The sequence below is a fragment of the Actibacterium ureilyticum genome, assembly GCF_002285435.1.
Taxonomy (GTDB): domain Bacteria; phylum Pseudomonadota; class Alphaproteobacteria; order Rhodobacterales; family Rhodobacteraceae; genus Actibacterium_C; species Actibacterium_C ureilyticum.
In genome coordinates this window covers 82,341-107,848 of sequence record NZ_NSBT01000037.1, presented here as the reverse complement: position 1 = coordinate 107,848, position 25,508 = coordinate 82,341, and the positions used below count along the sequence as shown (strand labels likewise).

Below are 25,508 nucleotides of genomic sequence, written 5' to 3'. Positions count from 1 at the left end.
ATAAATATTCCCGACATTTTGCGCAGATTGCCCCCTTCATGATGCGCAATCGCCTCTGTCATGTTGTGCGGAACGAGGCGAACAGACGAGCGGGACATGGGACAGGAATGTGTGTTGATCGGGGCGCCGGTCGAAAGCGGTGCGCGCCAGCCGGGCTGCCGAATGGGGCCCGATGCGCTGCGCGTGTCGGGGCTGGCACAGGCGCTGTGCGACCTTGGGCTGACCGTCACCGATCAGGGCGATGTCGCCCCCGACCCCGACACGCCCGACATCCCCGATACGCCGCCGCTTTACCGGCTGCGTGAGACCGTCGCCTGGACCCGCGCGCTGATGCCGGTGGCCGAACGCGCCATGGCGCAGGGCTTTCCGATCTTCATGGGCGGCGATCACGCGCTGTCGCTTGGCACCGTGGCGGGCGTGGCGGCCCATGCCAAGGATGCAGGCCGACCGCTTTTTGTGCTGTGGCTGGACGCCCACAGCGATTTTCACACGCCACTGACGACCACATCGGGCAACTTGCACGGCACGCCACTGGCCTATGTCACCGGGCAACCGGGGTTCGATGCGTTTCTGAAACTGCCCGCCACTGTTCCGGCAGAGCGGATCTGTCTGCTGGGGCTGCGCTCTGTCGATCCGGCGGAACGCCAGATATTGCAAAGCCTGCCCGTCGCCGCCCACGACATGCGCGGGATCGACGAACAGGGGATCGCCGCCCCGCTAAAGGCGTTCCTGCAACGTGTCGCGGATGAAGGCGGGCTGCTACATGTCTCTTTCGACGTGGATTTTCTGGAACCGGACATTGCGCCAGCCGTTGGCACGACCGTGCCCGGCGGCACCACCTTCCGCGAAGCCCATCTGGTGATGGAGCTGTTGCACGACAGCGGGCTTGTCACGTCGCTCGACCTGGTCGAACTCAACCCGTTTCTGGATGTGCGCGGCGGCACCGCCCGCCTGATGGTGGATCTGTGCGCTTCGCTCTTTGGTCGGTCCGTCTTTGACCGACCCACCCGACCCGCCTGAGGATTGTGATATGACCCAAACCGAAGCCTCTGACCTGGCGCTCGTCCCGTTCGTCAGCGTCGACAACATGATGCGGCTGGTCCATCGGATCGGCATCGATGCCTTTCTGACCGGGCTGGCCAATTATATCGAGGCCGATTTCCGCCGGTGGGAGCTGTTCGACAAGACCCCGCGCGTCGCCAGCCATTCCGCCGAAGGGGTGATCGAGCTGATGCCGACCTCGGACGGCGAGGTCTATGGTTTCAAATACGTGAACGGCCACCCCAAGAACATGAAGAAAGGCCGCCAAACCGTTACCGCCTTTGGGCTTTTGGCCGATGTGGCGACGGGCTATCCGGTGCTGTTGTCGGAAATGACGATCCTGACCGCCCTGCGCACCGCCGCGACCTCGGCCCTGGTGGCGCGGCACCTGGCGCCCAAGGGGGCGACGACCATGGCGATGATCGGCAATGGCGCGCAGTCGGAATTCCAGTCGCTGGCCTTTCGGGCGATCTGCGGCATCGACACGGTGCGGCTTTACGACATCGACCCGGCGGCCACCGAAAAGGCCGCGCGCAACCTGGCGGGCAGCGGTCTGACCCTGGTGCCCTGCACCAGCGCCGAGGCCGCGATCGAGGGCGCGCAGATCATCACCACCTGCACTGCCGACAAGCAATATGCCACGATCCTGACCGACAACATGGTCGGCAGCGGCGTGCATATCAACGCCATCGGCGGCGACTGCCCGGGCAAGACGGAACTGCATCAGGATATCCTGCTGCGCTCGGACATCTTCGTGGAATACCCGCCCCAGACACGGATCGAAGGCGAGTTGCAGCAACTGCCCGAGGATCACGCCGTGACCGAGTTCTGGCAGGTGCTGACCGGCACCGCGCCGGGCCGCCGCGACGCGCGCCAGATCACCCTGTTCGACAGTGTGGGCTTCGCGATCGAGGATTTCAGCGCCCTGCGCTTCGTGCGCGACCACCTGCGCGACACCGGGCTTTACGACCAGCTTGACCTGCTGGCCGATCCCGACGATCCGCGCGACCTGTTCGGCATGGTGATGCGCGCCGGCGCCTGACCCCGGCCGCCAATCCAGCCAGCCCGCCGAGCAGAAGAAGCCCGGCGGCTGGCAGCGGCACCGGTGACACCCGCAGCACCACATTGTCAAACGCCGCCGACAGGCAGCTGTCCTGACAGGCATAGTAATAGTCGTCCACGATGGCGGACGAGATGAAGCCCGGAAAGCCGTAAAGCCCACCGCCATTCGTCGCCGTGAAGGTCACCCGGTCCAGCCCGGCAAACGCAGGGTCAAAGGCAACGGCGCTGCCGCCCGCCTGAAAGATCTGCTGCGCCACCAGGGTCCCATTGCGATAGCCATCCACCCGCAACCCGCTTTCGGGGTCGCCCTCGACCGCATAACCGGTCTGTTCGGCCAGAAACGCCAACGGCCATTCGCCGGGGTAATAGACGCCGTGGACCGGCCCCTCGCGCTCATCCTCGGTCAGGTTTTCGTAGATCATGGAATAGGCATCGACCGCGGCGACCGAAATCCGCTCGCCCGTGGCAATGGCAAACAGATCCGCCGACAACAGATCGAACACATAGCCGGGATCGGCCGTGATCCGCGCGGTCTCGTTGAACCCGTCATCGCCCAGCAGGACATATTCGGGTTCGATCCCGTAAAGGCATTGATTGGGCATGTTGCCGGTGACCGGCCCCGCCTGGGCCACACCGGCGCAGGGGTCGAAGGCGTAATAGGGTTGCTGATCGATGTCATAGGTCAGCGTGACCTGCGCCGCGCCCGCCATCTGCGCCACCAGCAGCCCCGCCGCCGTCACAGCCGATACCCGTCCGATGCCCATCACGCCCCCCGATGGATCGCCACCTTGCCCCTTCAGCAAAACACAGCGCGGCGCGTCTGACCAGTCACCCGTCGCCGCACCCCTTGGCGCGCCCGCCTAATGCAGCGTGAATTCGCCGACCACGCTGCGCCATTCGCCGGGGCCGATCATCTTGCGGTGGGTGAAACGCACCGAATGCAGGGGGCCTTCGATCTCGGCCTGCCAGAATTCGATGAACTTGAACAGGCGCGGATGGTCGGGCGCCAGGTCATAGTCCTGCCAGATGAACGTGTTCAGGACATGGGTGTAATCGGGCATGTGATAGAAAAATTCCGCTGTCGTCAGCCCGTATCCGTTCAGCATCAACTCTGTCTCGGATCTGTCCATGGGGTCTCCTTCAACCGTTTCTCCCCACATCCGATCTTGCCACATCCCCGCCACGGGGCAAGAAAAACAGAGGCTTATCGCCGGATCGTGTATTTCGGGACACAATCGGCCGCCAGACCATTGCACCCAATATCCGGGATCGGATATAGTGGCGGCAACAAGATATAGAGTTCTTGGCAACGAGCGGAAAAACACGTGAACGACACGCCGGAAACCCCTGAAAACGAAGACGAAAACGGCCCCGAGCGCCCGATTTACGACGGCCCCTCGATCGCCATCGAGGAGGAGATGAAATCCTCGTACCTCGATTACGCGATGAGCGTGATCGTCAGCCGGGCCATTCCCGACCTGCGCGACGGGCTGAAACCGGTGCATCGGCGCATCCTGTTCGCCATGCACGAAACCGGCAACACCCATGACAAGCCCTATCGCAAATCCGCGCGGCCCGTGGGCGACGTGATGGGGAAATACCACCCGCACGGGGATTCAGCGATCTATGACGCGCTGGTGCGGATGGCGCAGGATTTCTCGATGTCGTTGCCGCTGCTGGACGGTCAGGGCAATTTCGGCTCGATGGATGGCGATAACCCGGCGGCCATGCGCTATACCGAGGTGCGGATGGACAAGCCCGCCGCATCCCTGCTGGCGGATATCGAAAAAGAGACCGTCGATTTTCAGGACAACTATGACGGCAAGGACCGCGAGCCCACCGTCCTGCCCGCGCGCTATCCCAACATGCTGGTCAATGGCGCCGAGGGCATCGCTGTCGGCATGGCCACCCGCATCCCGCCCCACAACCTGGGCGAGGTCGTGGACGCCACCCTGGCGCTGATCGACGACCCCGACCTGGAAAACGAAGATCTGATCCAATACGTCCCCGCCCCCGATTTTCCCACGGGCGGCATCATCCTGGGCCGCTCCGGCGCGCGCAAAGCGTATCTGGAGGGGCGCGGCAGCGTTATCATCCGCGCCAAGACCCGGATCGAGGAAATCCGCAAGGACCGCTATGCGATCATCATCGACGAGATCCCGTATCAGGTGAACAAGGCCTCGATGATCGAAAAGATCGCCGAGATGGTCCGCGACAAGAAGATCGAAGGCATCAGCCATGTTCAGGACGAATCCGACCGCGTCGGCGTCCGCGTGGTGATCGAGCTGAAACGCGATGCCACGGCCGAGGTCGTGCTGAACCAGCTGTTCCGGTTTACGCCGATGCAGACATCCTTCGGGGCCAATATGCTGGCCCTGAACGGCGGTCGGCCCGAGCAGCTGACGCTGAAGAAATTCCTCAGCTATTTCATCAGCTTCCGCGAGGAAGTTGTGGCGCGCCGCACCGCGTTCGACCTGCGCAAGGCGCGCGAGCGCAGCCATATTCTGTGCGGTCTGGCGGTTGCGGTATCGAACGTGGACGAGGTCGTTGCCACGATCCGGTCGAGCGCCGACGCGGCCGAGGCGCGCGTCAAGCTGATGGAACGCCGCTGGCCCGCGCATGACATTGCCGATTACATCCGTCTGATCGACGACCCGACCCACACGATGAACGATGACGGCACCTATAACCTGTCGGAAATCCAGGCCCGCGCGATCCTGGATCTGCGCCTGCAACGCCTGACCCAGATCGGCGTGAAGGAAGTCACCGACGAACTTGAAGAACTGGCCGGTAAGATCAAGGAATACCTGGATATTCTGCGCTCGCGCGAACGGATCATGGGCATCATCGCGGATGAGCTGCGCGAGGTGCGCGACCAGTTCGCCGTCCCCCGCCGGACCGAGATCATCGACTGGTCGGGCGACATGGAAGACGAGGACCTGATCGAGCGCGAGGATATGGTCGTCACCGTCACCTCGGGCGGCTATATCAAGCGCACCCCGCTGGTCGATTTCCGCGCCCAACGTCGCGGCGGCAAGGGCCTCAGCGGCATGCAGACCAAGGAAGAGGACGTGGTCACCACCCTCTTCGTCGCCAACACCCATACGCAGCTGCTGTTCTTCACAACCGATGGCATGGTCTACAAGCTGAAGACCTGGCGTCTGCCGCAGGGTGGCCGCACGTCCAAGGGCAAGGCGATCGTCAATATCCTGCCGATCCCGTCGGGCGTCAGCATCGCCGCGATCATGCCTGTCGACCGGCCCGAGGACGAATGGTCCGACCTGCAGATCGTCTTTGCCACCAGCGCCGGCGATGTGCGCCGCAATGCGCTGAGCGATTTCACCAATGTGAAATCCAACGGCAAGATCGCAATGAAGCTGCCAGATGAGGTTCTGCTGGTAAACGCCCGGATCTGTACGGAAAATGACGATGTGATGCTGGTCACATCGGGCGGGCGGGCGATCCGCTTCCCCACCACGGATGTGCGCGTCTTCAAGGGCCGCGATTCCACGGGCGTGCGCGGCATCCGCCTGTCGGGCGATGACAGCATGGTGTCGATGGCGGTGATCCGCCACTTCGAAGCCACGCCCGAGGAACGCACCGCCTATCTGAAACAGCGCCGCCTGATGGCGGGTCTGACCGATGACGAGCCGCAGGATGACGAAGACGCGGTCGAAGGCGGCCAGCTCAGCCCCGAACGCTACGCCGAAATGTCGGCGGCCGAGGATCTGATCCTGACCATCACCGCCGGCGGCTCGGGCAAGCTCAGCTCCAGCCACGATTATCCCATCCGCGGACGTGGCGGCCAAGGCGTACAGGCCATCGACAAAGCCATGCGCGGCGGCCGCGTCGTCGCCAGCTTCCCGGTCGAGATCGACGACCAGATCATGCTGGCCACCTCGACCGGCCAATCGATCCGCTGCCCTGTCGACGGCATCTCGTTCCGCTCGCGCAGCGCCGGCGGGGTCAAGGTCTTCGACACCTCCAAGGGCGAAGAGGTCGTGAGCGTCGCCTGGATCGCCGATCAGGGCGACGATGTCGAAAACGGCGACGACGCCTGATCTTCTTCTTGGTGTAACTATTCTCGGGGGGCGTGGGGGGCAGACAGCCCCCCACTTCCCTTTCCGGGCCAATATCCCTAAAGGACGGGTATGAGCGAACCCCTTCACATCATCGGCGGCGGCATGGCCGGGTCCGAAGCCGCCTGGCAGGCCGCGCAGGCGGGCATCCCCGTCATCATCCACGAGATGCGGCCCAAGGTCGGCACCTTTGCGCACCAAACCGGCAACCTGGCGGAAATGGTCTGCTCGAATTCCTTCCGGTCCGACGATGACGAACAGAACGCCGTGGGCCTGCTGCATTGGGAAATGCGCGCCGCCGGTGGCCTGATCATGGAAATGGCCGACCACGCCCGCCTGCCCGCAGGCGGCGCCCTGGCCGTGGACCGCGACGGGTTTTCCCAGGCCGTGACCGACCGGCTGCGCGCCCATCCGCTGGTGACGGTCGAACCGGGCGAGATCACAGCCCTGCCCGAGACCGGCCACTGGATCATCGCCACCGGCCCGCTCACCTCCGGCGCCCTGGGCGCGGCCATCGCGGCCGAGACCGGCGCCGACGCGCTGGCCTTTTTCGACGCCATCGCCCCCATCGTCTATGCCGACAGCATCGACATGTCCCAGGCCTGGATGCAGTCACGCTATGACAAGGGCGAGACCGAGGAAGAGCGCACCGCCTATCTCAACTGCCCGATGGACCGCGACCAGTACGAGGCCTTTATCGACGCGCTGCTCGCCGCCGACAGGACCGAGTTCCATGAGGGCGAAACCGCGAAATATTTCGACGGCTGCCTCCCGATCGAGGTCATGGCCGAACGCGGCCGCGAGACCCTGCGCCACGGGCCGATGAAACCGGTGGGCCTGACCAACCCGCATCAACCCGATGTGAAAGCCCACGCCATCGTCCAGCTGCGCCGCGACAACAAGCTCGGCACGCTCTATAATATCGTGGGCTTCCAGACCAAGATGAAGTACGGCGCGCAAACGGATGTTTTCCGGACCATTCCTGGCCTTCAGGATGCAAAATTCGCCCGGCTGGGCGGCATCCACCGCAACACCTTCCTGAATTCGCCCACACTGCTCGACGACCAGATGCGGCTGAAATCGAAACCCCATATCCGCTTTGCCGGTCAGATCACCGGGGTCGAAGGTTACGTCGAAAGCGCCGCGATGGGTCTGCTGGCCGCGCGTCTGGCCGTGGCCGAATTGCAGGGGCGCAGCCTGCCGCCCGTGCCCCCCACAACCGCCACCGGCGCGCTCGTGACCCACATCACTGGCGGGGCGGATGCCAAGACATTTCAGCCGATGAACGTGAATTTCGGCCTCTTCCCCCCGGTCGAGGGGCTCAAGGGCGGCCGCCGCGGGCGCAAGGACCGCTACAAGGCCTATACCGACCGCGCCAAGGCCGATTGGAAGGGCTGGCTTGCCGCCTGAGCCCGCGCTAGGCTGCGGCGCATGACCGACAAGCCGATGACGCCCCAGCTTTGGACCGACCGCAGCGTCGATGACACGATTGCGGTCTATCGCGACTGGGCGGCGAGCTATGACGCGGATTTGGGCGGTGGCGGCTATCACACCCCGCTGCGCCTGGCGCAGGCCCTGCAACCGCACCTGCCATCGGATGCGCTGATCCTCGATTTCGGCTGCGGCACGGGCATCTCGGGCGCCGCCCTGCGCGCGGTGGGCTTCACCCGGCTGCACGGGGTCGATATCACGCCCGAAATGCTGGATCGGGCCCGGCCCAAGGCGATCTATGACGATCTGCGGCTCAGCCAGCCCGGCACGGTCCCCGCCCAACCCGGCACCTATGCCGCCATCGTGGCCACCGGCGTCATCAGCCTGGGCGCCGCGCCCCCCGAAACGCTGAACCTGCTGATCGACGCATTGGCGCGCGGCGGGCTGATCGCGCTGTCCTTCAACGACCCCACGCTGGCCGATGGCCGCTATGACACAGCGCTTCAGGCGCAGGTCGATGCGGGCATGGTCACGGTCCTGTCCCGCGCCCATGGCCCGCATCTGGATGGGATGAACATGGGATCAGATGTCATTGTTCTGAAACGGCTTTGATCACACGCTTCGCCCCATCCCCGACCGGCCCGCTGCATCTGGGCCACGCCTATTCGGCGCTGCTGGCCCATGACATGGCCCGCGCGGCGGGCGGCACGTTCCTGCTGCGGATGGACGATATCGACCGGGTCCGCTCGAAACCCGAATTCGAACAACAGGCCATCGACGACCTGCGCTGGCTGGGGCTCGACTGGCCCGAACCGATCCTGCGGCAATCCCGTTCCGAGCCGCGGTTTCGCGCCGCGCTGGACCGGCTGTCGGACATGGGCCTGACCTATCCCTGTTCCTGCAGCCGCCGCGATATCGAAACCGCCGCCGGCGCCCCGCAGGAGGGCGCCCCCACTCACGGCCCCGATGGGCGGATCTATCCCGGCACCTGCCGCCACCGCCCGATGCAAGACCGCCGCCCCGATGACGCGATCCGGCTGAACATGGCCCGCGCGCTAGAGGCCGCGCAGCCCCTGCCCGCCTTCACCGAAACCGGCCCCGCCCATGCCGGCACCCACCGGCTGGACGCGGACGACATGATCCAAACGGTGGGCGATGTGGTCGTGGCGCGCAAAGGCGGCGGCATCGCCTATCACCTGTCGGTCGTGGTCGACGATCACGGACAGAACATCACCGATGTGGTGCGCGGGCTCGACCTGTTCGACGCCACGCGCATCCACACCCTGCTGTTCCACCTGCTGGGTTATCCGATCCCGCGCTTTCACCACCACCGGCTGATCCGCGACGAAAACGGCAAGCGGCTGGCCAAGCGCGACGACGCTCGCGCCATCGCCAAGTACCGGGCCGAGGGCGCGACGCCGGACGATATCCGCCGCATGGTGGGGCTCTGACCCCTTCTTCTTGGCGAAAATACTCCCGCCGGAGGCATGAAAATCAATCCGCCATCGGCGCCATCAGCTCGACCTCGTCCCCGTCGCGCACGGCGGTATAAAAACAACTGCGCCGGTTGGTGTGACAGGCCGGCCCGGTCTGATCCACGATCAGCAACAGACAATCGCGGTCGCAATCGACGCGAAAATCCACCAGCTCCTGCACATGCCCGCTGGTCTCGCCCTTGATCCAGAACGCCTGCCGCGAGCGCGACCAATAGGTGACGCGCCGTGTCTCCAGCGTCTTGCGCACGGCCTCGGCATTCATCCACGCCATCATCAGCACCGCGCCATCCCGATCCTGCGCAATCGCGGGGATCAGCCCGTTGGCATCATACTTAAGTATGTCTGGATCGAAGCCCATGATCGCATTCCTTTGCAATTGACCGCTGCAACGCTATCTAGGGAAAACACGCGCCAAGGAAAAGCCATGTCCGCCGATGCCGATCTGATTAAGCTCTATTCACAGCGCATCCTGGCGCTGGCGGCAGATATCCCGCATCTGGGCACCCTGCCCGCGCCCGATGGCCAGGCCAAGAAACGCGCGCCGCTTTGCGGCTCGACCGTCAGCGTCGCGATCACGGTGCAGGACGGGCGTATCGCCGATTACGCGCAGGATGTGAAAGCCTGCGCGCTGGGCCAGGCGGCGGCGGGCATCGTCGGCGCGCATGTGATCGGCTGCACCCGCGCACAGGTCGAAACCGCCCGCGACCAGCTGAAAGCCATGCTGAAAGAGAACGGCCCGGTGCCCGATGCGCCCTTTGACGGGTTCGAGGTACTGCTGCCCGCGCGCGACTACGCCAACCGGCACGCGTCGATCATGCTGACGCTCGAGGCGACGCTGGCGGCTTTTGACGCGGCCCATAAGACGGCTTGCGCCTGACGCTACTGAATATATCCCTTTTATGCATACGGAGCCCTCTTGCGCAGGTTGCGGCGGGCTCCAAGGGCGCAATAAAACGTGGATCAGAGGGCTATCCGCATCAGCGCCACATCTTGAATGCACTCTGCACCATGCTTTCCATAGAACACATGTGCTTGCGCGTTACATTTCCATATTTCGAATTTGATGGCGCTGCAGTTTCGCTTGATCGCGATACGATGCAGCGCTTCCAGAAGGGATTGACCAACGCCAGCGCGCCGAACCTGATCACTGACCACTAGATCCGTGACGAAAAGCGTTCTGGAATTCGTATGAAACTCAAAATTCTGGGTGAAGGCGGCAAATCCGATGATGCCGTGCCTCTCTTCCGCGACAAGCGCGTCGAACCAACGGGTATTGCCGAACGCCAGTTCGACAATCGCCTCTGCCGTCAGGTTTGGTTCCGGATCATCGACATGTTTCGCCAGTTGTCGGCTAAGGTCGATCATTTCCGGAATGTCATCTTTGACGAACGTCCTGATGATCACGCAAATGGTCTCCTGCCTATTGTCATCGCGTCATCTTGCACCCCCTGTGCAAAAGCGGCCACTGACGTTCCTGTTACAGGCGGCAGGCGTTTTTACGAATTGATCCGATAAGCGACTGCCCCTGCGAAAAAACCGCCGCGCGTCGTGGGGCGACGGCGGCGGCAAGTGGCGTGTCTGTTTGGGAACCGGGCCAATAGGGAAAGAGGTCACCCTTGGCTGCGGGACAGGCAAAGCCGGTTGGGGCGCATCGGTTTGGGGACAGGGATGCGCCGGGCCCGGAACAGACCGCAGGCAGTTCAGTAAAGTCCGGGCAGATGCAGCCCCATCACCAGGATGACAACCAGCGACACGGCACCAGCGGCGTCTTTCACGACGGTCATGGGGTTGCGGCACAGGGCGGTTTTCAGGTCGGTCAGCATGGGGGGCGGTCCTTGCTTGATTTCTGTTGCTACTTTGTTCTCATATCGGAAACGTTCTGTAAAGAACTTTTTAAGAACATTCGCGAACAAATCGGAACAGGCGCGTTAACCCACTGAAATCAAACGGATCGCCTTGTCCTGTTCCATCAGCCACAGCAGGACCCGCGCCGCCTTGCCCCGCGGGCCGCTCAGGTCGGGGTCATCCAGCAACAGCCGCCGCGCGTCTTTCTGCGCCACCGCCATCAGCGCCGCCTGTCGTTCCAGATCGGCGATGCGAAAGCGCGGCAGACCCGATTGCGCGGTGCCGATCACATCGCCCGCGCCGCGCATTTCCAGATCGACCTCGGCGATGCGGAAGCCATCCTCGGTCTCGCGCAGCACCTCAAGCCGCCGCCGCCCGCCCTCGGTCAGGGGGGATTGGTACATCAGCAAACAGGTCGAGGCCGCCTCGCCCCGCCCCACGCGCCCGCGCAGCTGGTGCAGCTGCGCCAGTCCGAATGTCTCGGCCCGTTCGATCACCATGATCGTGGCATTGGGCACGTTCACGCCAACCTCGATCACCGTGGTGGCGACCAGCACCTTGGTCCCACCGGCCACGAACCGCGCCATCGCGGCGTCCTTGTCGGCGGGCGGCATCTGGCCATGGACCAGCCCCACCGCGTCGTCACCCAAAGCCGCGCGCAGGCGTTTGAAGCGTTCCTCGGCGGCGGTCATGTCCAGAACCTCGGATTCCTCGACCAGCGGACAGACCCAATAGGCCTGGCGCCCCTCGGCAATGGCCTTGCGAAGGTGATCGACCACCTCGTCCATGCGGCCGGTCGACACCAGCGCGGTCTGGATCGGTTTGCGCCCGGGCGGCTTTTCGTCCAGCACCGACACATCCATGTCGCCATATTGCGCCAGGCTCAGCGAGCGCGGGATCGGCGTGGCCGTCATCACCAGCACATGCGCGCCGTGGCCCTTGGCCGACAGCTCCAGCCGTTGGGCCACACCGAAGCGGTGCTGTTCGTCGATGATCGCCAGTCGCAGGTCGCGGAACACCACGTCCTTTTGAAAGACCGCATGGGTGCCGACCAGGATCTGGATGTCGCCCGCAGCCAGCGCGGCCAGCTTCGCCTGCCGTTCCTTGCCCTTGTCGCGGCCGGTCAAAAGCTCCAGCACCACGCCGGCCTCCTCGGCCAGCGGTTGCAGGCTTTCCAGATGCTGCCGCGCCAGGATCTCGGTCGGCGCCATCATCACGCCCTGCCCGCCGGATTCCACCGCGATCAGCAGCGCCTGAAACGCGACCAGCGTCTTGCCCGCGCCCACATCGCCCTGCAACAGCCGGTTCATCCGGCGCGGCTGGGCCATGTCGGCGGCGATCTCTTCCACCGCGCGGACCTGTGCGCCGGTGGGTTTATAGGGCAGCGATTCCAACACCTTGCGCCGCAACCTTCCATCGCCTTCGGTCACGATGGCCGCCCCGCGCCGGGCCGCCGCCCGAGCCAGCGCCAGTGTCAGCTGATGCGCAAACAGCTCGTCATAGGCCAGACGCTGCCGCGCGGGCGCAGTGGGCGTCAGATCGGCAAGGCTGGTGGGCGCATGGGCCTGATGCAGCGCGGCGCGCCAGTCGGGCCACCCCTCGCGCAGGACCAGCGCGGGATCGGCCCATTCCGCCAGATCGGGCGCGCGGGACACGGCGTCGGTGGCCGCGCGGGTGATCGTGCGCAGGGTGATGCCCGCGGTCAGGGGATAGACTGGCTCGAATTCCGGGATCGCCGCGGCCTGATCGGGGGGCAGGATGTGGTCGGGATGAACCATCTGGGCGATGCCGTCGAACAGCTCGATCTTACCCGAGACCACGCGGCGCTGCCCCGTCGGCAACTGCTTTTGCAGATAGTCGCCGCGCGCGTGGAAAAAGACCAGCTGAAACCCGGTTTCCGCATCTTGCACCGTCACGCGATAGGGGCGCCCGCGCCCGGATGCCGGGCGGTGCTGGCCCACCACGACCTCGACCGTGGCCACATCGCCGGGTGTCACATCGCGGATCGTCGCCTGCCGCCGCCGGTCGATGCCCGAATGCGGCAGGGTGAACAACAGATCGCGCGGGGTCTCGACCCCCATCTGCGCGAAATTCTTGGCGGATTTCGGCCCTACCCCGTCCAGCCCGGTCAACTCCGCGAAAAGCGGAAACAGGATGTCGGGCCGTCCGCTCATGCGTCCGCGATCAGCGCCAGCCAGGCGTCCTCGTCAATGGTTTCGACGCCCAGATCGGCGGCTTTCTTCGCCTTGGACCCCGCGCCCGGACCCGCCACCAGCAGGTCGGTCTTGGACGACACGCTGCCCGAGACCTTGGCGCCAAGCGCCTCGGCCCGGGCCTTGGCCTCGGCCCGTGTCATCTTTTCCAGCGCGCCGGTGAAGACGACGATCTTGCCCGCCACGGGGCTGTCGCCGGTGTCGGGTGCGGCCACGTCCTGAACATCCAGCTGCGCTACCAGCCGGTCGATCGACGCCCGTTCCGGCCCCTGATGCAGCGCGGTCACAACCGAGGCCGCCATGACGGCCCCCACCCCGTCGATGGCCAGCAGTTCTTCCCAATCGGCGCCCTGCCCGACCTCGGCCCTTGTCATCGCGCCCTCGAACGCGGCCCAGCTGCCATAATGGTTGGCCAGCAGCTGGGCGCTGCTTTCGCCCACATGCCGGATGCCAAGCGCGAAGATAAGCCGGTTCAGCGGGATGCGGCGGCGTTCGTCGATGGCGGCGAACAGGTTCTCGGCCGATTTCGCGCCCCAGCCGTCGCGGTTGCGCAGCTTGGTCATGTTGGCCGCGTCGCGCGTGGCCAGGGTGAAGATGTCGGCGGGCTCCCGGATCGGCAGCTGGTCGTCGGCATAGAACATCTCGACCTGTTTCGCGCCCAGCCCTTCGATGTCAAAGGCCGCGCGGCTAACGAAATGTTTCAGCTTTTCAACGGCCTGCGCGGGGCAGATCAGCCCGCCGGTGCAGCGGCGCACCGCGTCGCCTTCTTCCCGGATCGCATCGGATCCGCATTCGGGGCATGTGGTCGGGAACGGGTATGGCTGCGCGTCCGCGGGCCGTTTCGACAGGTCGATATCGGCCACCTTGGGGATCACGTCGCCCGCGCGATAGACCTGCACCCAGTCGCCCACGCGGATATCCTTGCCCTCGCGGATCGCGTTGCCCGCTGAATCGCGCCCGGCGATGTAATCCTCGTTATGCAGGGTGGCGTTGCTGACCACCACGCCGCCCACGGTCACCGGCGTCAGCCGTGCGACGGGCGACAGCGCGCCGGTGCGGCCCACCTGAATGTCGATGGCTTCCAGCCGGGTCCAGGCCAGTTCGGCGGGGAATTTATGCGCAATGGCCCAACGCGGCGTGGTCGACCGGAAGCCAAGCCGCCGTTGCAGCGCCAAATCGTCGACCTTGTAGACCACGCCGTCGATGTCATAGCCCAGCGTCGCGCGCTGTTCCTCGATCCCCGCGTAATGGGTCAGGATCGCGTCGATATCGGTGCACAGCCGGGTCAGCGGATTGATCGAAAACCCCCAGCGGCCCAGCTGATCCAGCGCGCCCTTTTGCGTGTCGGCGATGGGCGCGCTGAGTTGTCCCCAGCCATAGGCGAAGAATTTCAGCGGGCGGGCGCGGGTAATCTCGGCGTCCAGCTGCCGCAGCGATCCGGCGGCGGCATTGCGCGGGTTGGCGAAGGGTTTGCCGCCGCGTTCGGCCTGACGTTCGTTCAGCGCGGCGAAATCCGCGTGGCTCATATAAACCTCGCCGCGCACCTCCAGCACCTCGGGCGCGCCGTCGATCACGGTCGGGATGTCGTCGATGGTGCGGGCGTTGGCGGTGACGTTCTCGCCGGTTTCGCCGTCGCCCCGTGTCGCGGCCTGGACCAGTTGGCCACCTTCGTAGCGCAGGCTCAGGCTCAGCCCATCGATCTTGGGCTCGGCGGTATAGGTCAGCGGGTCATCCGCACCAAGACCAAGGTATTTGCGGATCGAGCGGTCGAATTCGGCCACATCCTCGGCGTCGAACGCGTTCGACAGTGACAGCATCCGCACCGCGTGGGTCACCTTGCCGAACCCCTCGGCCGGGGCGGCGCCCACCTGGTCGCTGGGGCTGTCGGGGCGTTTCAGGTCGGGAAAGCGTGCCTCGATCGCCGCGTTGCGCTGTTTCAGCGCGTCGTAATCGGCATCCGAGATCTCGGGCGCGTCGTCGGTGTGATAGGCGGTGTTCGCCGCCGCCAGCGCCTTGGCCAGTTCGGCCAGCTCGGCCTGCGCCTGTTCCGCGGTCAGATCCGCGACGGCAATCTCTCGCGTCATGTTGTCCCCCAAAGACCCGGCCATTCGCCCCCTGTCTATTGGGGCGAACGGATCAGGTCCAGAGGATGTCGCGCTCAGGCGCCAAGCGCGATCTGGTTCGGCATCTCGACCGGCTCGGGATCGCGCAGCACATAGCCCCGCCCCCACACGGTTTCGATGTGATTTTCACCGCCCGTGGCCTGGCTGAGCTTCTTGCGCAGCTTGCAGATGAAGACATCGATGATCTTCAGCTCGGGCTCGTCCATGCCGCCATAAAGGTGGTTCAGGAACATTTCCTTGGTCAGCGTCGTGCCCTTGCGCAGGCTCAAAAGCTCCAGCATCTGGTATTCCTTGCCGGTCAGATGCACGGTCTTGCCATCCACATCCACGGTCTTGGCGTCCAGATTGACACAGATATCGCCGGTGCGGATCACCGATTGCGCGTGGCCCTTGGACCGGCGGATGATCGCGTGGATGCGCGCCACCAGCTCCTCGCGGTGGAAGGGCTTGGTCAGATAGTCGTCGGCGCCGAAGCCGAACCCCTTGATCTTGTTTTCAGTATCATCGGCGCCCGACAGGATCAGGATCGGGGTTTCGACCCGCGCCAGGCGCAATTGGCGCAGAACCTCGTGCCCGCTCATGTCGGGCAGGTTCAGATCCAGAAGGATCAGGTCGTAATCATAGATCTTGGCCAGATCGACGCCATCCTCGCCCAGATCCGTCGCATAGACGTTCAGATTGGCGTGTGTCAGCATCAGCTCGATGCTTTTCGAGGTGGTTGGATCGTCCTCGATCAACAGAATGCGCATACTCAATCTCCGCTCCTAAACACGTGGTCAATTCCGACACTCGGCAATAATGGTTAATTACACGTTACCTGCGTGAGAAAGAGTATTGGCACAATTTAAGGTTGTCTATATTTTTGAATGGTGGTGGTCTTCAGCGCCTGTGGGCCATGTTGCAAAATCGCCTGCTTCCAGCTGTCGAACTCCTCCTGGCTCAGCTCGTAGCGGGCCAGCGCATCGGCTTCGGTGATCAGGCCGGCCACCACACCCTTGACCACCGCGGCCTTGCGGCTGGCGACCCAGCGGCGGGTGTCTACGGGTGGCAGATCGGCACGGGTCATGGTGCTGCCATCGGGCAGCGTGACGGCCCGCGGGCCGTCGATTCGTTTCAGATACATCGGTTTTCCCCTCACATCTCGCAAGGATCAGCCTGCGCCCCCATGTTTAACGGGGAATGAAACCGGGGCTTGAGAGTGTTTCAACTTTTCCTATATTCCCACCCAATTCCCATCAGGAGCCGATGATGACCACCCCGACCGCGCCTGCGCTGAATTCGCTGGGCTTTGCCAAAGCCCCCGCCGACACCCGTGTGGTCGTCGCCATGTCGGGTGGCGTCGACAGTTCCGTGGTGGCCGCGCAACTGGCCGAGGAAGGCTATGACGTGGTGGGCGTGACGCTGCAGCTTTACGATCACGGCGCGGCGCTGGCGAAAAAGGGCGCGTGCTGTGCCGGGATCGACATCCACGACGCCCGCCGCGTGGCCGAGGAGATGGGCTTTCCCCATTACGTTCTGGATTACGAGAACATCTTCAAGGATGCGGTGATCGACGAATTTGCCGACAGCTATCTGGCGGGCGCCACGCCGGTGCCCTGCATCCGCTGCAACGAGCGGGTGAAGTTCAAGGATCTGCTGCAAACCGCGCAGGACCTGGATGCCGATTGCATGGCCACGGGCCATTACATCCAGCGCAAGCTGGGCACCAACGGGCCCGAGCTGCATTGCGCCACCGACGCGAACCGCGACCAGAGCTATTTCCTGTTCTCGACCACGCCGGAACAGCTGGATTTCCTGCGCTTTCCGCTGGGGCACCTGCCGTCAAAGGACGCGACGCGGGAGCTGGCGGCGAAATACGGGCTGGCAGTGGCCGACAAGCCCGACAGCCAGGACATCTGTTTCGTCCCGAACGGCAACTATGCCAGCGTTATCGAAAAGCTGCGCCCCGGCGCCGCCGAACCGGGCCAGATCGTCCATGCCGATGGCCGCGTGCTGGGCGAGCATGAGGGCGTGATCCACTATACCATCGGCCAGCGCCGGGGGCTGGGCATCGGCGGGCTGGCCGAGCCGCTTTACGTGGTCAAGCTGGATGTCGATGCCAAACAGGTCGTCGTCGGCCCGAAAGAGATGCTGTCGACCCGCACCGTCCCGGTGCGCGAGATCAACTGGCTGGGCGATGCGCCCCTGACCAGCCAGCCCGAATGGCATGTGTCGGTCAAGGTACGCTCGACCCGCCCCCCGCGCGGGGCGGTCATCCGGCCCCTCTCGGACACCGAGGCCGAAGTCGAGCTGCTGACCCCCGAAGAGGGGATCAGCCCCGGCCAGGCCTGTGTGTTCTATGAGACCGGCGGCAGCCGCATCCTGGGCGGCGGCTGGATCTGGCGCGGGTACTAGACCCGTCACTCCGACGCTTGGGCGTTGTCCTGCGACGTGATGGCTTCGAGATAGGCCAGGATGAAATCCTGAACCGTGCGGTCTTCGATCCCGATATGGCGCATCTTGGTGCCGGGCATGAAGCCATCATTATCCTCCATCCAGGCGCGCAGCGCGGCGGGGGTCCAGACGATGCCCGACGCCTCGAGCGCGATGGAATAATCATACCCCTCGACCGTCCCGGCCCCGCGCCCCACGACATTTTCCAGCGGCGGGCCATAGCTGGGATCGGCGGCATCGGGCGCATGGCATTTGCGACACTCGGAATTATAGAGCTTTTCGCCGGCCTCGACCTTGATCTTGTCGAACGTGCTGTCCGCCTGGGCGGGTGACAGGGCGCCCAGCAGGCAGGCAAGGCCAAGGGCGTGGGAAATCTGTTTCATTGCAACCTCCGAAATGGTGGTCCGATGATATGCCTGCGCCGACGGCCCCCACTTGAGACAGATCAAGCGCGGCGGGCCGATCATCTACGACTTTGGTCGAAGGGCGTGAGGCGTTCCGGGACTTGGCGGCCGGTGTTCGTGCCGAAGGTTGGTGTGACTGACAGCTTTATGGGAAAGCCGACATCGGCGTATAGCCGCTCGGTGCCCGACCGCGGGTGGGCGTCGATCCGGCGGAGTGGCGCGCTTTATGGTGCCAGACACATCGTTCCGCAAAGATCAGCGCGCCGGTGAAAGGCGCCCGCCCGGGGGGCGGTCGGGCGCCGCGCGGCGGGGCTGACGCCCCGTGATCCCGCGCATAAGGGCGCATGAGCGGTGTCCGACAGGCACCCTACCCCGCCTTGATCCGCCCCGGCTCGTTGGTTTCCAGATAGGCCTCCTGTTCCGGCGTCAGGTCGATCTCGTCATAGCCGGTCACCATGGGCCGCACATGGGCGCGGAAGCCGTGGCCGACGGTCAGCAGATAGACATGCACGATGATGAAGGCCGCAATCACGTAAGCCGCCAGCAGGTGCAGGTTGGCCACCACCGTCAGGACGCCACTGCTGCCCGCGCCGCAGTCCCAGACGCCATAGAACAGATAGATCAGCCCGGTGATCCAGATCGCCGGAAAGATCGCCCATTTCAGGAAGAAATAGGTCGCGGCCTGTAGCGGGTTGTGCTTGCGCCACAGGATCTTGTGATAGGGGTGCTCCTCGCCCTTGAAGACACCCCAGGCATAGAACCGCGCGACGCTGAGCATGCCGTCGATCTTTGGGATGAACTGCCGCCAGGTGCCGGTGGTGAACAGCCAGAACGTGGCAAAGATCCACAGCGCCAGCAGCGCAAGTGCGGCCACCGTGTGCAGCATCACCGCCGGGCCAAAGGGGATCAGCCCGTGCAAGCCGTTCAGCCCCATGCCGGTCACCAGAAGCGTGGTGATCAGCACCACCTGCGCCCAGTGCCAGAAACGTTCGAAGAACGGATAGACCTTGACGATGCGCCTAGACATGATCGTCCCCTTTCGATTTCCCGGCAAAGAGCCGCAGCACCAGATGCCCCAGCACGCCCAACGCGGTCAGAACGACCAGCGCCCGGCCCAGCATCCCCGCCGGGGACAGGCTGTCGGTGCCGGGCATATAGATCCCCGCCAGGTTCACCATCCGGCCGTCCTCGGCATGGCATTCGGCGCAATCCATGGCGTTTTCGGCCGGCGCCACCATGTGGGTGATCGGCCAGTACATGTACGTGTCGACAAAGCCGAACTCGCCCGAATATTCGGCGCCCGCGGCTTTCATCCCGGCCTCGATCGACTTGGCATAGTCGAAATTCGTCCAGAAGGCGGTGTCGGTCGTCGGCCCCCAGACATGGTTGAAGACCAGCCGGTTCAGCTGACTGTCATAAGCCTGTCGCCCGACCATCCGCTTGAAGGGCCAGATCTTCGAGACACCATCCTCGGCGCTGCCGGTGATCTTGTTGACCTCGACCACCTGGGTCGGGTCGATCTCGTCGCTTTGCAGGGTATAGCGGACCTGGCCGTCGAACCACGCGTAATAGGGTTCGACATTCTCGCCCCATTCGAAATCGCCCTTGGTCGACAGGTATGTGTGCAGATGCTTGCCATCGGATTGCACGAAATCGTCTTCGTGGATCGGCTTGCCATCGGCATCCAGCCGCCCGGCGGTGGACCAGTCCCAGACCGTCTTGGTCGCCACCCCGCCCCGGGCGAATTCCGGGATATGACAGGTCTGGCACGCCACCTTGTCGGTGTGATCGTTCAGCTTCACACCCTTCAGGTTCACCGGGTGCGGCGTGTCGCCGTGACAGCTTTCACAGGTCGCGACATGCCGCCGGTGCCCCGGCAGGCCGGTGCCCAGCGTGTCGTGGGTTTCCACGTTATAGCGGCTGCCGGCAAAGACGTGATCCTCGCTGACGTGACAGGTGGAGCAGGTGAAATTCTGCCCATCGGCGGACATGTGGACATCCACGTCGCGCGCCGGTTCATACAGCGCCGAGGACAGATCGCCGTGTTTCACATTGTCGCCGCCGCCACCATAGAAATGGCAGCCGCCGCAGTTTTCCCGCCCCGGAGCGCCGACACTTTGCGCGGCCTTGGACAGGTTGACGGGCCAGGCATCGGCACCGGTGATCGTCTGGCCCTTGGCCTCCATCGGGGGATGGCCCGCGCCGGTGGAGAGCTTGGTGTATTCGCCCGACGTGTCATGGCAGACCAGGCAATCGACCGCGTTGGCCTCTTGCGGCGGGGGCTGGCTCATATCCTCCCACCCGTAGCCGGTGTGGCACGAGGTGCATCGCGCCTCGTTCGACGCGACATTGCCGCAAAACGCGTTGATGACAGAGCTTTTGCCAAGCTTCTGGCCGGTATCGGGATGTTCGTAATCCCATTTCCAGTGGATCGAGTGCTTGACCTGGTCCGACGCTTCGGTGTGACAGGCCAGGCAGGCCGCCGTCACCTCGGGCCCCGAGGCGAATTCCCGCTTAAGCGCTTCGAACTTGCTGTGATCGGCCGTGGGATGGCTTTCGGGGGTCGTGTCGGCCATCGCCGCCCCCGATATCAACAGGACAAAGCCCGCCGCCACACAGGCGCCGACCGTTGTTTTCCAGTGCATTCCGGCCCTCCTCCCCCCGGGAAAGAGCGCGCTTCCAAATATAAGCTATATTGAATGTGAGCGCCCCTGCCAAGCCCGGATCGGCGCGCTGCGGCGGGCATCGCGTCGCACCTGGCGCCCCCGGTGGTTGAATGGTGACATAAAACTTTCAAATGACTTTCATATGCCCCACCCTTAGGCCGGAGGGGCAAACGCCGGACCGGACAACAGCACGACTGGAGGAGCAGAAATGAAAATTGCAATCCTGGGTGGCGACGGGTTCTGTGGATGGCCCACCGCGTTGCACCTGTCCGATCAGGGGCACGAGGTTCACATCATCGACAATCTCAGCCGCCGCTGGATCGACACCGAACTGGGCGTGCAGTCGCTGACGCCGATGGACAGCATCCAGGAACGCTGCCGGATCTGGAAACAGGAAACCGGCAAGGTGATCGGCTTCCACCTGCTGGATCTGGCCAAGGAATACGAACGCCTGCGCCAGTGGCTGGCCGAGGAAGCGCCCGACGCCATCGTGCATTTCGCCGAACAGCGCGCCGCGCCATATTCGATGAAATCGGACCGGCACAAGGTCTATACCGTCAACAACAACGTCAACGCGACGCATAACCTGCTGACGGCGATGGTCGAAACCGGCATCGACGCGCATCTGGTGCATCTGGGCACGATGGGGGTTTACGGCTATTCCAGCGTGGGCGCGCCGATCCCCGAGGGGTATCTGGATGTCGAGATCGACACGCCCACCGGCAAGAAGGGGCAAGAGATCCTGTATCCCACGCGGCCCGGCTCGGTCTATCACATGACCAAGTCGCTGGATCAGATCCTGTTCCAGTTCTATGCCCAGAATGACGGGCTGCGGATCACCGACCTGCATCAGGGCATCGTCTGGGGCACCCATACCGACCAGACCCGCCGCCATCCGCAGCTGATCAACCGCTTCGATTATGACGGCGATTACGGCACGGTGCTGAACCGGTTCCTGATCCAGGCGGCCATCGGATATCCGCTGACCGTGCATGGCACCGGCGGCCAGACCCGCGCCTTCATCCACCTGCAGGACACGGTGCGCTGTGTCGAACTGGCGCTGTCGGACGCCCCTGCGGCGGGCGCGCGCGTGAAGATCTTCAACCAGATGACCGAAACCCACCGCGTGCGCGACCTGGCCGAGATGGTGGCCAAGATGACCGGGGCGGAAATCGCGTTCCTGCCCAACCCGCGGAAAGAGGCCGCTGAAAACGATTTGATCGTGAAGAATGACAATTTCCTGGCGCTGGGCCTGAACCCGATCACATTGGAAGAGGGTCTGCTGGACGAGGTGGTCGAGGTCGCCCGCAAATTCGCCCACCGGATCGACCGCAAGCGCGTCCCGGCGGTCAGCGCCTGGACCAAGGATATCGCGGGCCGCGTGGAAACCGACCCCGAGGGCAAGCGCCTGAAATCCGTGTCATAGCCTGCATCATGGCGTTGCTTTCCGCAGGCACCCAATCCATCCGGGGCTTCAGCCCCGGATCGCGCCCGGCCCCGCCCCCCAGGGCGGGCGCGATACGCCCACCCTCGGTGCCGGGCGCGATCCTGTTCACTTCTTTCCGATGGGGCTGCGCATGATGACGTCGTCAAATGCCTATGTAACGCTCGTCACCAATGACGATTTCGCGCTGGGCGCGCGGGCGCTGGTGCGGTCGCTGTTGATGAGCGGCACCGCAGCCGAGATCGTGGTGATGCATACCGGCGGGGTCAGCACCGCCGCCCTTGCCCCGCTGAAGGCGCTTGGCGCCACGCTGCACCCCGTGGACCTGCTGCCCACGTCGGACGCTTTCAACGCCGCCCACGCGCGCGACAAGCTGCATGCCGAGGCCCCCTTCACCAAGGGCGAAAAACCCGCCTTTCACACGCCGCTCGACAATTTCGCCAAGCTGCGGTTGTGGCTTTTGCCGCATGACCGGGTGGTGTTTCTGGACGCCGACACGCTGGTCCTGCGCAATATCGACCGGCTGTTCGATTACCCCGAGTTCTGCGCCGCACCGAATGTGTACGAGGGGCTGGGTGACTTCCACCGGATGAATTCCGGCGTCTTCACCGCCCGGCCGTCGCTCGACACGTTCGAGGCGATGCTGGCGCGGCTCGACACGCCCGGCGCGTTCTGGCGGCGCACCGATCAGACCTTCCTGCAGGATTTCTTCCCCGACTGGCACGGGCTGCCTGTGTTCATGAACATGCTGCAATATGTCTGGATCAACCTGCCCGAGCTGTGGTCCTGGAACGATATCCACGTGCTGCATTTCCAGTATGAAAAACCGTGGCAGGACCACGCCAAGGCCGACCAACTGCGCCCGCTGATCGAGCTGTGGCGCGCCTATGCCGGGGATGGGCCGGTGCCGGCGCTGGCCACCCTGCCCGACCCGGCATGAGGGTCGCCATCACCGGCGGCACCGGGCTGGTCGGCCGGTTTCTTGTGCAGGACGCGCTGGCGGCGGGTGACCGGGTCACGCTTCTGTCGCGCACCACACCCGATGCCTTTGCCGGTCCCGCGGCGCATCTGCCCTATGGCTTGGGCGAGACACCCGACCTGAAAGGCCATGACGTTCTGATCCATTGCGCCTTTGCCCATGTCCCGGGCCGCTATCGCGGAGGCGAGGGCGACGACCCGGCAGGGTTCACCCGCGCCAATCTGGACGGCAGCATCGCGCTGTTTCAGGCCGCCCGCGACGCCGCTGTGCCGCGCGTGATCTTCCTGTCCTCGCGCGCGGTCTATGGCGCGTATGCGCCCGGCACGACCCTGACCGAGGATCTGCCGCCGAAACCCGATACGCTTTATGGCCAAGTGAAATGGCAGGCGGAACAATGGCTTGCCGATGCCGCCGCCCACGATTTCACCCCCATCAGCCTGCGCGCCACCGGGGTCTATGGCCCCGCGGGCCCGGGTCAGGCGCATAAATGGACGGGGCTGTTCGCGGATTACCTGTCCGGCCAGCCCATCGCCCCCCGCCGGGGGACCGAGCTGCACGGGGATGACCTGGCCCGGGCGGTGCGCATCGCCCGGGACGCGCCCACAGGCGCCTATAACCTGTCGGATATCACGCTGGACCGGCACGACCTGCTGGCGCTGGTGGCGCGGGAGACCGGGTGTACACACCCCCTGCCCGCACGGTCCGACGCCCCCGTCAGCGCCATGGACTGCACCCGGATGCACGCGCTGGGCTGGCGCCCCGGCGGCATGGCGCGCCTGCGGTCCAGTTTGCCCGCGCTGATGACTGGACCCGGCGCCGTTCCTGCCCCATGATCGGGGAAAATCAAGGGGATACGACCATGGGTGATCTTGCCGCCGCCATTGCCGCCATCGACGCCGCCAATGCCGCCGATCCGAACCTGGACGATGGCCAGCCCGAGGCGCAGCTTTACGGCCAGCGGATGAGCCAGCAGGTCGACCACCTCTTCCCCGATGCCTCGGACGTGTTGAAAATCGCCGCGCGCGGCCAGCATATCGAGCGCTGGACGCTGAAACGCGCCGACTACCCCGAGGGGCGCACCGGCTATCTGACCTGGCGGCGCGACCTGGCCCGGCATCACGCCACCCGCGTGGGCCAGATCATGGAAACAGCCGGGTACACTGTTGACGATGCAGAAACAGTCGGCCGGATGATCCGCAAGGAAGGCATCAAGCGCGACGCCGACGTACAGGCGCTGGAGGATGTGATCTGCTTCACCTTCCTGACCTGGTATTTCGCCCCCTTCGCCGCCAAGCACCCCGACGACAAGGTGCTGGACATCGTCCAGAAAACCGCCCGCAAGATGTCAACCCAGGCCCGCACCCGCGCGCTGGCCGAATTCGACATGCCCGACCATCTGGCCGCGGCGTTTCAGATCGACTGAAACCGGCCCACAAGACCACCTGACAGAACCCTGAACGCCGCGCCCATTCGCGTTCAGACAGACATGGCGATCACGCCGGTTATCGCGTAGGCTGGGACAATATTCTTTTCTTTAGATAAGGGCGGCCCGGCGTGGGGCCGCGTTGATATGTCCGGATTGAAAATACTTGTTCAGATCAAGAAGTATCGTAGCTATTACAAGAAAATTGATAAATCGATCTCAAAGATCTCGAAAGCATCCCGGGCCCTTTCGGGCCAGGCCAAGGGGGAACCCGATGCGGACGAGTTGCGCGCGGCAATACTGGGCAGCCCGCTGAAGAAAGAAATCGCCAAGATGAAGACGATTTCGACGAATGTGGCCCAATTCGCCTCGGCCACCCGAAACGGCAGCCTGATCGTCGATCTGCCCGGCTTCAGCTGGAACGACCTGAAGAACCTTATACGGACGCAACCGACGCTGGAGGATCTGGAGCGATTGCGCGGCAACATGGTCGGCGCGCGCGACATTCTTCTGCAGCGGCACGCCAAGATGATGGAGACCTGGTACAGGGTCATCCCTCAAATGGCCGCCGCGAAGAAGATGAATGCGCAGCTTGTCACGCTGGACAAGGGTCTGAACGCATTGATGCGGCTTCCGCTGATCAAGACCAAGGTCGAGCCGGTCTGGCTTGACCTGAAGCTGAGCGTGATGCCGCTGGGCCGGCAGATACAGACCTCGTTGGAAAGTACGCTCAAGGGGTTTGAAAAGCTGAACAAACCCGCGATCAAACGGCTGGAACTCTACAACAAGATGATCAAGACGCTGGACGGCATGATCAAGGACGCACAGCGGCAAAGCACCGGGTAAACGCGCCGCGATCCAAGGCCAAC

24 protein-coding genes are annotated in these 25,508 nt (G+C 64.3%); 13 read left to right on the top strand and 11 right to left on the bottom strand.

The window, feature by feature from the left end; all coding sequences use genetic code 11:
• The first annotated feature begins 96 nt into the window (after nt 1–96).
• Nucleotides 97–1,020 (top strand): arginase, encoded by a 924-nt coding sequence (gene rocF / locus CLM60_RS13400; protein ID WP_095589646.1) that lies wholly within the window; start codon nt 97–99, stop codon nt 1,018–1,020.
• Nucleotides 1,021–1,030: 10 nt separating this feature from the next.
• Nucleotides 1,031–2,083: an ornithine cyclodeaminase gene (locus tag CLM60_RS13395; protein WP_095589645.1), complete on the top strand. Its 1,053-nt coding sequence runs from the start codon at nt 1,031–1,033 to the stop codon at nt 2,081–2,083.
• An 880-nt stretch (nt 2,084–2,963) separates the two neighbouring features.
• Here CLM60_RS13395 and CLM60_RS13390 read toward each other — a convergent pair.
• A complete protein-coding gene (locus CLM60_RS13390; protein ID WP_095589644.1) occupies nt 2,964–3,233 on the bottom strand; it encodes an usg protein in 270 nt (89 codons plus the stop codon).
• A gap of 195 nt (nt 3,234–3,428) precedes the next feature.
• Between CLM60_RS13390 and gyrA the strand changes: the two genes are divergently transcribed.
• The 4 genes from gyrA to gluQRS all read left to right on the top strand — a co-directional run bounded on the left by gyrA (nt 3,429) and on the right by gluQRS (nt 9,064).
• Complete coding sequence (gene gyrA, locus CLM60_RS13385; RefSeq protein WP_095589643.1) at nt 3,429–6,164, top strand: DNA gyrase subunit A; 2,736 nt, start codon at nt 3,429–3,431, stop codon at nt 6,162–6,164.
• A gap of 90 nt (nt 6,165–6,254) precedes the next feature.
• Nucleotides 6,255–7,592 (top strand): methylenetetrahydrofolate--tRNA-(uracil(54)-C(5))-methyltransferase (FADH(2)-oxidizing) TrmFO, encoded by a 1,338-nt coding sequence (trmFO, locus tag CLM60_RS13380; protein ID WP_095589642.1) that lies wholly within the window; start codon nt 6,255–6,257, stop codon nt 7,590–7,592.
• Between the two features lie 21 nt (nt 7,593–7,613).
• On the top strand, nt 7,614–8,225 hold the full coding sequence (locus tag CLM60_RS13375; RefSeq protein WP_095589641.1) for a class I SAM-dependent DNA methyltransferase: 612 nt from the start codon (nt 7,614–7,616) through the stop codon (nt 8,223–8,225).
• Nucleotides 8,222–9,064, top strand: a complete 843-nt coding sequence (gene gluQRS / locus CLM60_RS13370; protein ID WP_095589640.1) for a tRNA glutamyl-Q(34) synthetase GluQRS — start codon at nt 8,222–8,224, stop codon at nt 9,062–9,064. The genes CLM60_RS13375 and gluQRS overlap by 4 nt, the downstream gene beginning before the upstream one ends.
• A 43-nt stretch (nt 9,065–9,107) precedes the next feature.
• Here the strand turns inward: gluQRS and hisI are convergent, their stop codons facing one another.
• Entirely contained in the window at nt 9,108–9,467 is a 360-nt protein-coding gene (gene hisI / locus CLM60_RS13365; protein WP_095589639.1) for a phosphoribosyl-AMP cyclohydrolase, read from the bottom strand.
• Nucleotides 9,468–9,533: 66 nt separating this feature from the next.
• Here hisI and CLM60_RS13360 point away from each other — a divergent pair, with 66 nt between their 5' ends.
• On the top strand, nt 9,534–9,986 hold the full coding sequence (locus CLM60_RS13360) for an iron-sulfur cluster assembly scaffold protein (protein WP_095589638.1): 453 nt from the start codon (nt 9,534–9,536) through the stop codon (nt 9,984–9,986).
• 83 nt (nt 9,987–10,069) lie between these two features.
• Here the strand turns inward: CLM60_RS13360 and CLM60_RS13355 are convergent, their stop codons facing one another.
• From CLM60_RS13355 to sciP, 6 genes are all read right to left on the bottom strand, one after another.
• Nucleotides 10,070–10,513, bottom strand: coding sequence for a GNAT family N-acetyltransferase (locus CLM60_RS13355; protein WP_095589637.1), 444 nt, complete (start codon nt 10,511–10,513; stop codon nt 10,070–10,072).
• Nucleotides 10,514–10,809: 296 nt separating this feature from the next.
• Nucleotides 10,810–10,932: a hypothetical protein gene (locus tag CLM60_RS21340; RefSeq protein ID WP_281256700.1), complete on the bottom strand. Its 123-nt coding sequence runs from the start codon at nt 10,930–10,932 to the stop codon at nt 10,810–10,812.
• Nucleotides 10,933–11,037: 105 nt separating this feature from the next.
• Nucleotides 11,038–13,128, bottom strand: coding sequence for an ATP-dependent DNA helicase RecG (gene recG, locus CLM60_RS13350; RefSeq protein ID WP_095589636.1), 2,091 nt, complete (start codon nt 13,126–13,128; stop codon nt 11,038–11,040).
• A complete protein-coding gene (gene ligA / locus CLM60_RS13345) occupies nt 13,125–15,251 on the bottom strand; it encodes an NAD-dependent DNA ligase LigA (protein WP_095590698.1) in 2,127 nt (708 codons plus the stop codon). The genes recG and ligA overlap by 4 nt, the downstream gene beginning before the upstream one ends.
• 74 nt (nt 15,252–15,325) lie before the next feature.
• Nucleotides 15,326–16,039, bottom strand: a complete 714-nt coding sequence (gene ctrA, locus CLM60_RS13340; RefSeq protein ID WP_095589635.1) for a response regulator transcription factor CtrA — start codon at nt 16,037–16,039, stop codon at nt 15,326–15,328.
• Nucleotides 16,040–16,134: 95 nt separating this feature from the next.
• A complete protein-coding gene (gene sciP, locus CLM60_RS13335) occupies nt 16,135–16,413 on the bottom strand; it encodes a CtrA inhibitor SciP (RefSeq protein ID WP_095589634.1) in 279 nt (92 codons plus the stop codon).
• Nucleotides 16,414–16,538: 125 nt separating this feature from the next.
• Between sciP and mnmA the strand changes: the two genes are divergently transcribed.
• The gene (gene mnmA / locus CLM60_RS13330) at nt 16,539–17,684 is read left to right on the top strand and encodes a tRNA 2-thiouridine(34) synthase MnmA (RefSeq protein ID WP_095590697.1); all 1,146 of its coding nucleotides are present in this window, start codon (nt 16,539–16,541) and stop codon (nt 17,682–17,684) included.
• Between the two features lie 5 nt (nt 17,685–17,689).
• Here mnmA and CLM60_RS13325 read toward each other — a convergent pair whose 3' ends face one another.
• From CLM60_RS13325 to CLM60_RS13315, 3 genes are all read right to left on the bottom strand, one after another.
• Entirely contained in the window at nt 17,690–18,106 is a 417-nt protein-coding gene (locus CLM60_RS13325) for a c-type cytochrome (protein ID WP_095590696.1), read from the bottom strand.
• 388 nt (nt 18,107–18,494) lie between these two features.
• The gene (locus CLM60_RS13320; RefSeq protein WP_095589633.1) at nt 18,495–19,154 is read right to left on the bottom strand and encodes a cytochrome b/b6 domain-containing protein; all 660 of its coding nucleotides are present in this window, start codon (nt 19,152–19,154) and stop codon (nt 18,495–18,497) included.
• On the bottom strand, nt 19,147–20,772 hold the full coding sequence (locus tag CLM60_RS13315) for a tetrathionate reductase family octaheme c-type cytochrome (protein WP_095589632.1): 1,626 nt from the start codon (nt 20,770–20,772) through the stop codon (nt 19,147–19,149). The genes CLM60_RS13320 and CLM60_RS13315 overlap by 8 nt, the downstream gene beginning before the upstream one ends.
• A 229-nt stretch (nt 20,773–21,001) precedes the next feature.
• Between CLM60_RS13315 and CLM60_RS13310 the strand changes: the two genes are divergently transcribed.
• From CLM60_RS13310 to CLM60_RS13290, 5 genes are all read left to right on the top strand, one after another.
• Nucleotides 21,002–22,219 (top strand): NAD-dependent epimerase/dehydratase family protein, encoded by a 1,218-nt coding sequence (locus CLM60_RS13310; RefSeq protein WP_095589631.1) that lies wholly within the window; start codon nt 21,002–21,004, stop codon nt 22,217–22,219.
• Nucleotides 22,220–22,370: 151 nt separating this feature from the next.
• The gene (locus tag CLM60_RS13305) at nt 22,371–23,177 is read left to right on the top strand and encodes a glycosyltransferase (RefSeq protein ID WP_245848410.1); all 807 of its coding nucleotides are present in this window, start codon (nt 22,371–22,373) and stop codon (nt 23,175–23,177) included.
• Nucleotides 23,174–24,049 carry an NAD-dependent epimerase/dehydratase family protein gene (locus CLM60_RS13300; protein ID WP_095589629.1) on the top strand — a complete coding sequence of 292 codons (876 nt, stop codon included), beginning with the start codon at nt 23,174–23,176 and terminating at the stop codon, nt 24,047–24,049. Before CLM60_RS13305 ends, CLM60_RS13300 begins: the two co-directional genes overlap by 4 nt.
• Nucleotides 24,050–24,075: 26 nt before the next feature.
• Entirely contained in the window at nt 24,076–24,639 is a 564-nt protein-coding gene (locus CLM60_RS13295) for a DUF4202 domain-containing protein (protein ID WP_095589628.1), read from the top strand.
• A 156-nt stretch (nt 24,640–24,795) separates the two neighbouring features.
• Complete coding sequence (locus tag CLM60_RS13290; protein WP_176473877.1) at nt 24,796–25,485, top strand: hypothetical protein; 690 nt, start codon at nt 24,796–24,798, stop codon at nt 25,483–25,485.
• Nucleotides 25,486–25,508 lie beyond the last annotated feature (23 nt).

Bases quoted from the DNA above. Each gene is read 5' to 3' on its own strand.
- rocF (WP_095589646.1), top strand. From the start codon at position 97: ATGGGACAGGAATGTGTGTTGATCGGGGCGCCGGTCGAAAGCGGTGCG.
- CLM60_RS13395 (WP_095589645.1), top strand. From the start codon at position 1,031: ATGACCCAAACCGAAGCCTCTGACCTGGCGCTCGTCCCGTTCGTCAGC.
- CLM60_RS13390 (WP_095589644.1), bottom strand. From the start codon at position 3,233: ATGGACAGATCCGAGACAGAGTTGATGCTGAACGGATACGGGCTGACG.
- trmFO (WP_095589642.1), top strand. From the start codon at position 6,255: ATGAGCGAACCCCTTCACATCATCGGCGGCGGCATGGCCGGGTCCGAA.
- CLM60_RS13375 (WP_095589641.1), top strand. From the start codon at position 7,614: ATGACCGACAAGCCGATGACGCCCCAGCTTTGGACCGACCGCAGCGTC.
- hisI (WP_095589639.1), bottom strand. From the start codon at position 9,467: ATGGGCTTCGATCCAGACATACTTAAGTATGATGCCAACGGGCTGATC.
- CLM60_RS13360 (WP_095589638.1), top strand. From the start codon at position 9,534: ATGTCCGCCGATGCCGATCTGATTAAGCTCTATTCACAGCGCATCCTG.
- CLM60_RS21340 (WP_281256700.1), bottom strand. From the start codon at position 10,932: ATGCTGACCGACCTGAAAACCGCCCTGTGCCGCAACCCCATGACCGTC.
- recG (WP_095589636.1), bottom strand. From the start codon at position 13,128: ATGAGCGGACGGCCCGACATCCTGTTTCCGCTTTTCGCGGAGTTGACC.
- ligA (WP_095590698.1), bottom strand. From the start codon at position 15,251: ATGACGCGAGAGATTGCCGTCGCGGATCTGACCGCGGAACAGGCGCAG.
- ctrA (WP_095589635.1), bottom strand. From the start codon at position 16,039: ATGCGCATTCTGTTGATCGAGGACGATCCAACCACCTCGAAAAGCATC.
- sciP (WP_095589634.1), bottom strand. From the start codon at position 16,413: ATGTATCTGAAACGAATCGACGGCCCGCGGGCCGTCACGCTGCCCGAT.
- mnmA (WP_095590697.1), top strand. From the start codon at position 16,539: ATGACCACCCCGACCGCGCCTGCGCTGAATTCGCTGGGCTTTGCCAAA.
- CLM60_RS13325 (WP_095590696.1), bottom strand. From the start codon at position 18,106: ATGAAACAGATTTCCCACGCCCTTGGCCTTGCCTGCCTGCTGGGCGCC.
- CLM60_RS13320 (WP_095589633.1), bottom strand. From the start codon at position 19,154: ATGTCTAGGCGCATCGTCAAGGTCTATCCGTTCTTCGAACGTTTCTGG.
- CLM60_RS13315 (WP_095589632.1), bottom strand. From the start codon at position 20,772: ATGCACTGGAAAACAACGGTCGGCGCCTGTGTGGCGGCGGGCTTTGTC.
- CLM60_RS13310 (WP_095589631.1), top strand. From the start codon at position 21,002: ATGAAAATTGCAATCCTGGGTGGCGACGGGTTCTGTGGATGGCCCACC.
- CLM60_RS13305 (WP_245848410.1), top strand. From the start codon at position 22,371: ATGATGACGTCGTCAAATGCCTATGTAACGCTCGTCACCAATGACGAT.
- CLM60_RS13300 (WP_095589629.1), top strand. From the start codon at position 23,174: ATGAGGGTCGCCATCACCGGCGGCACCGGGCTGGTCGGCCGGTTTCTT.
- CLM60_RS13295 (WP_095589628.1), top strand. From the start codon at position 24,076: ATGGGTGATCTTGCCGCCGCCATTGCCGCCATCGACGCCGCCAATGCC.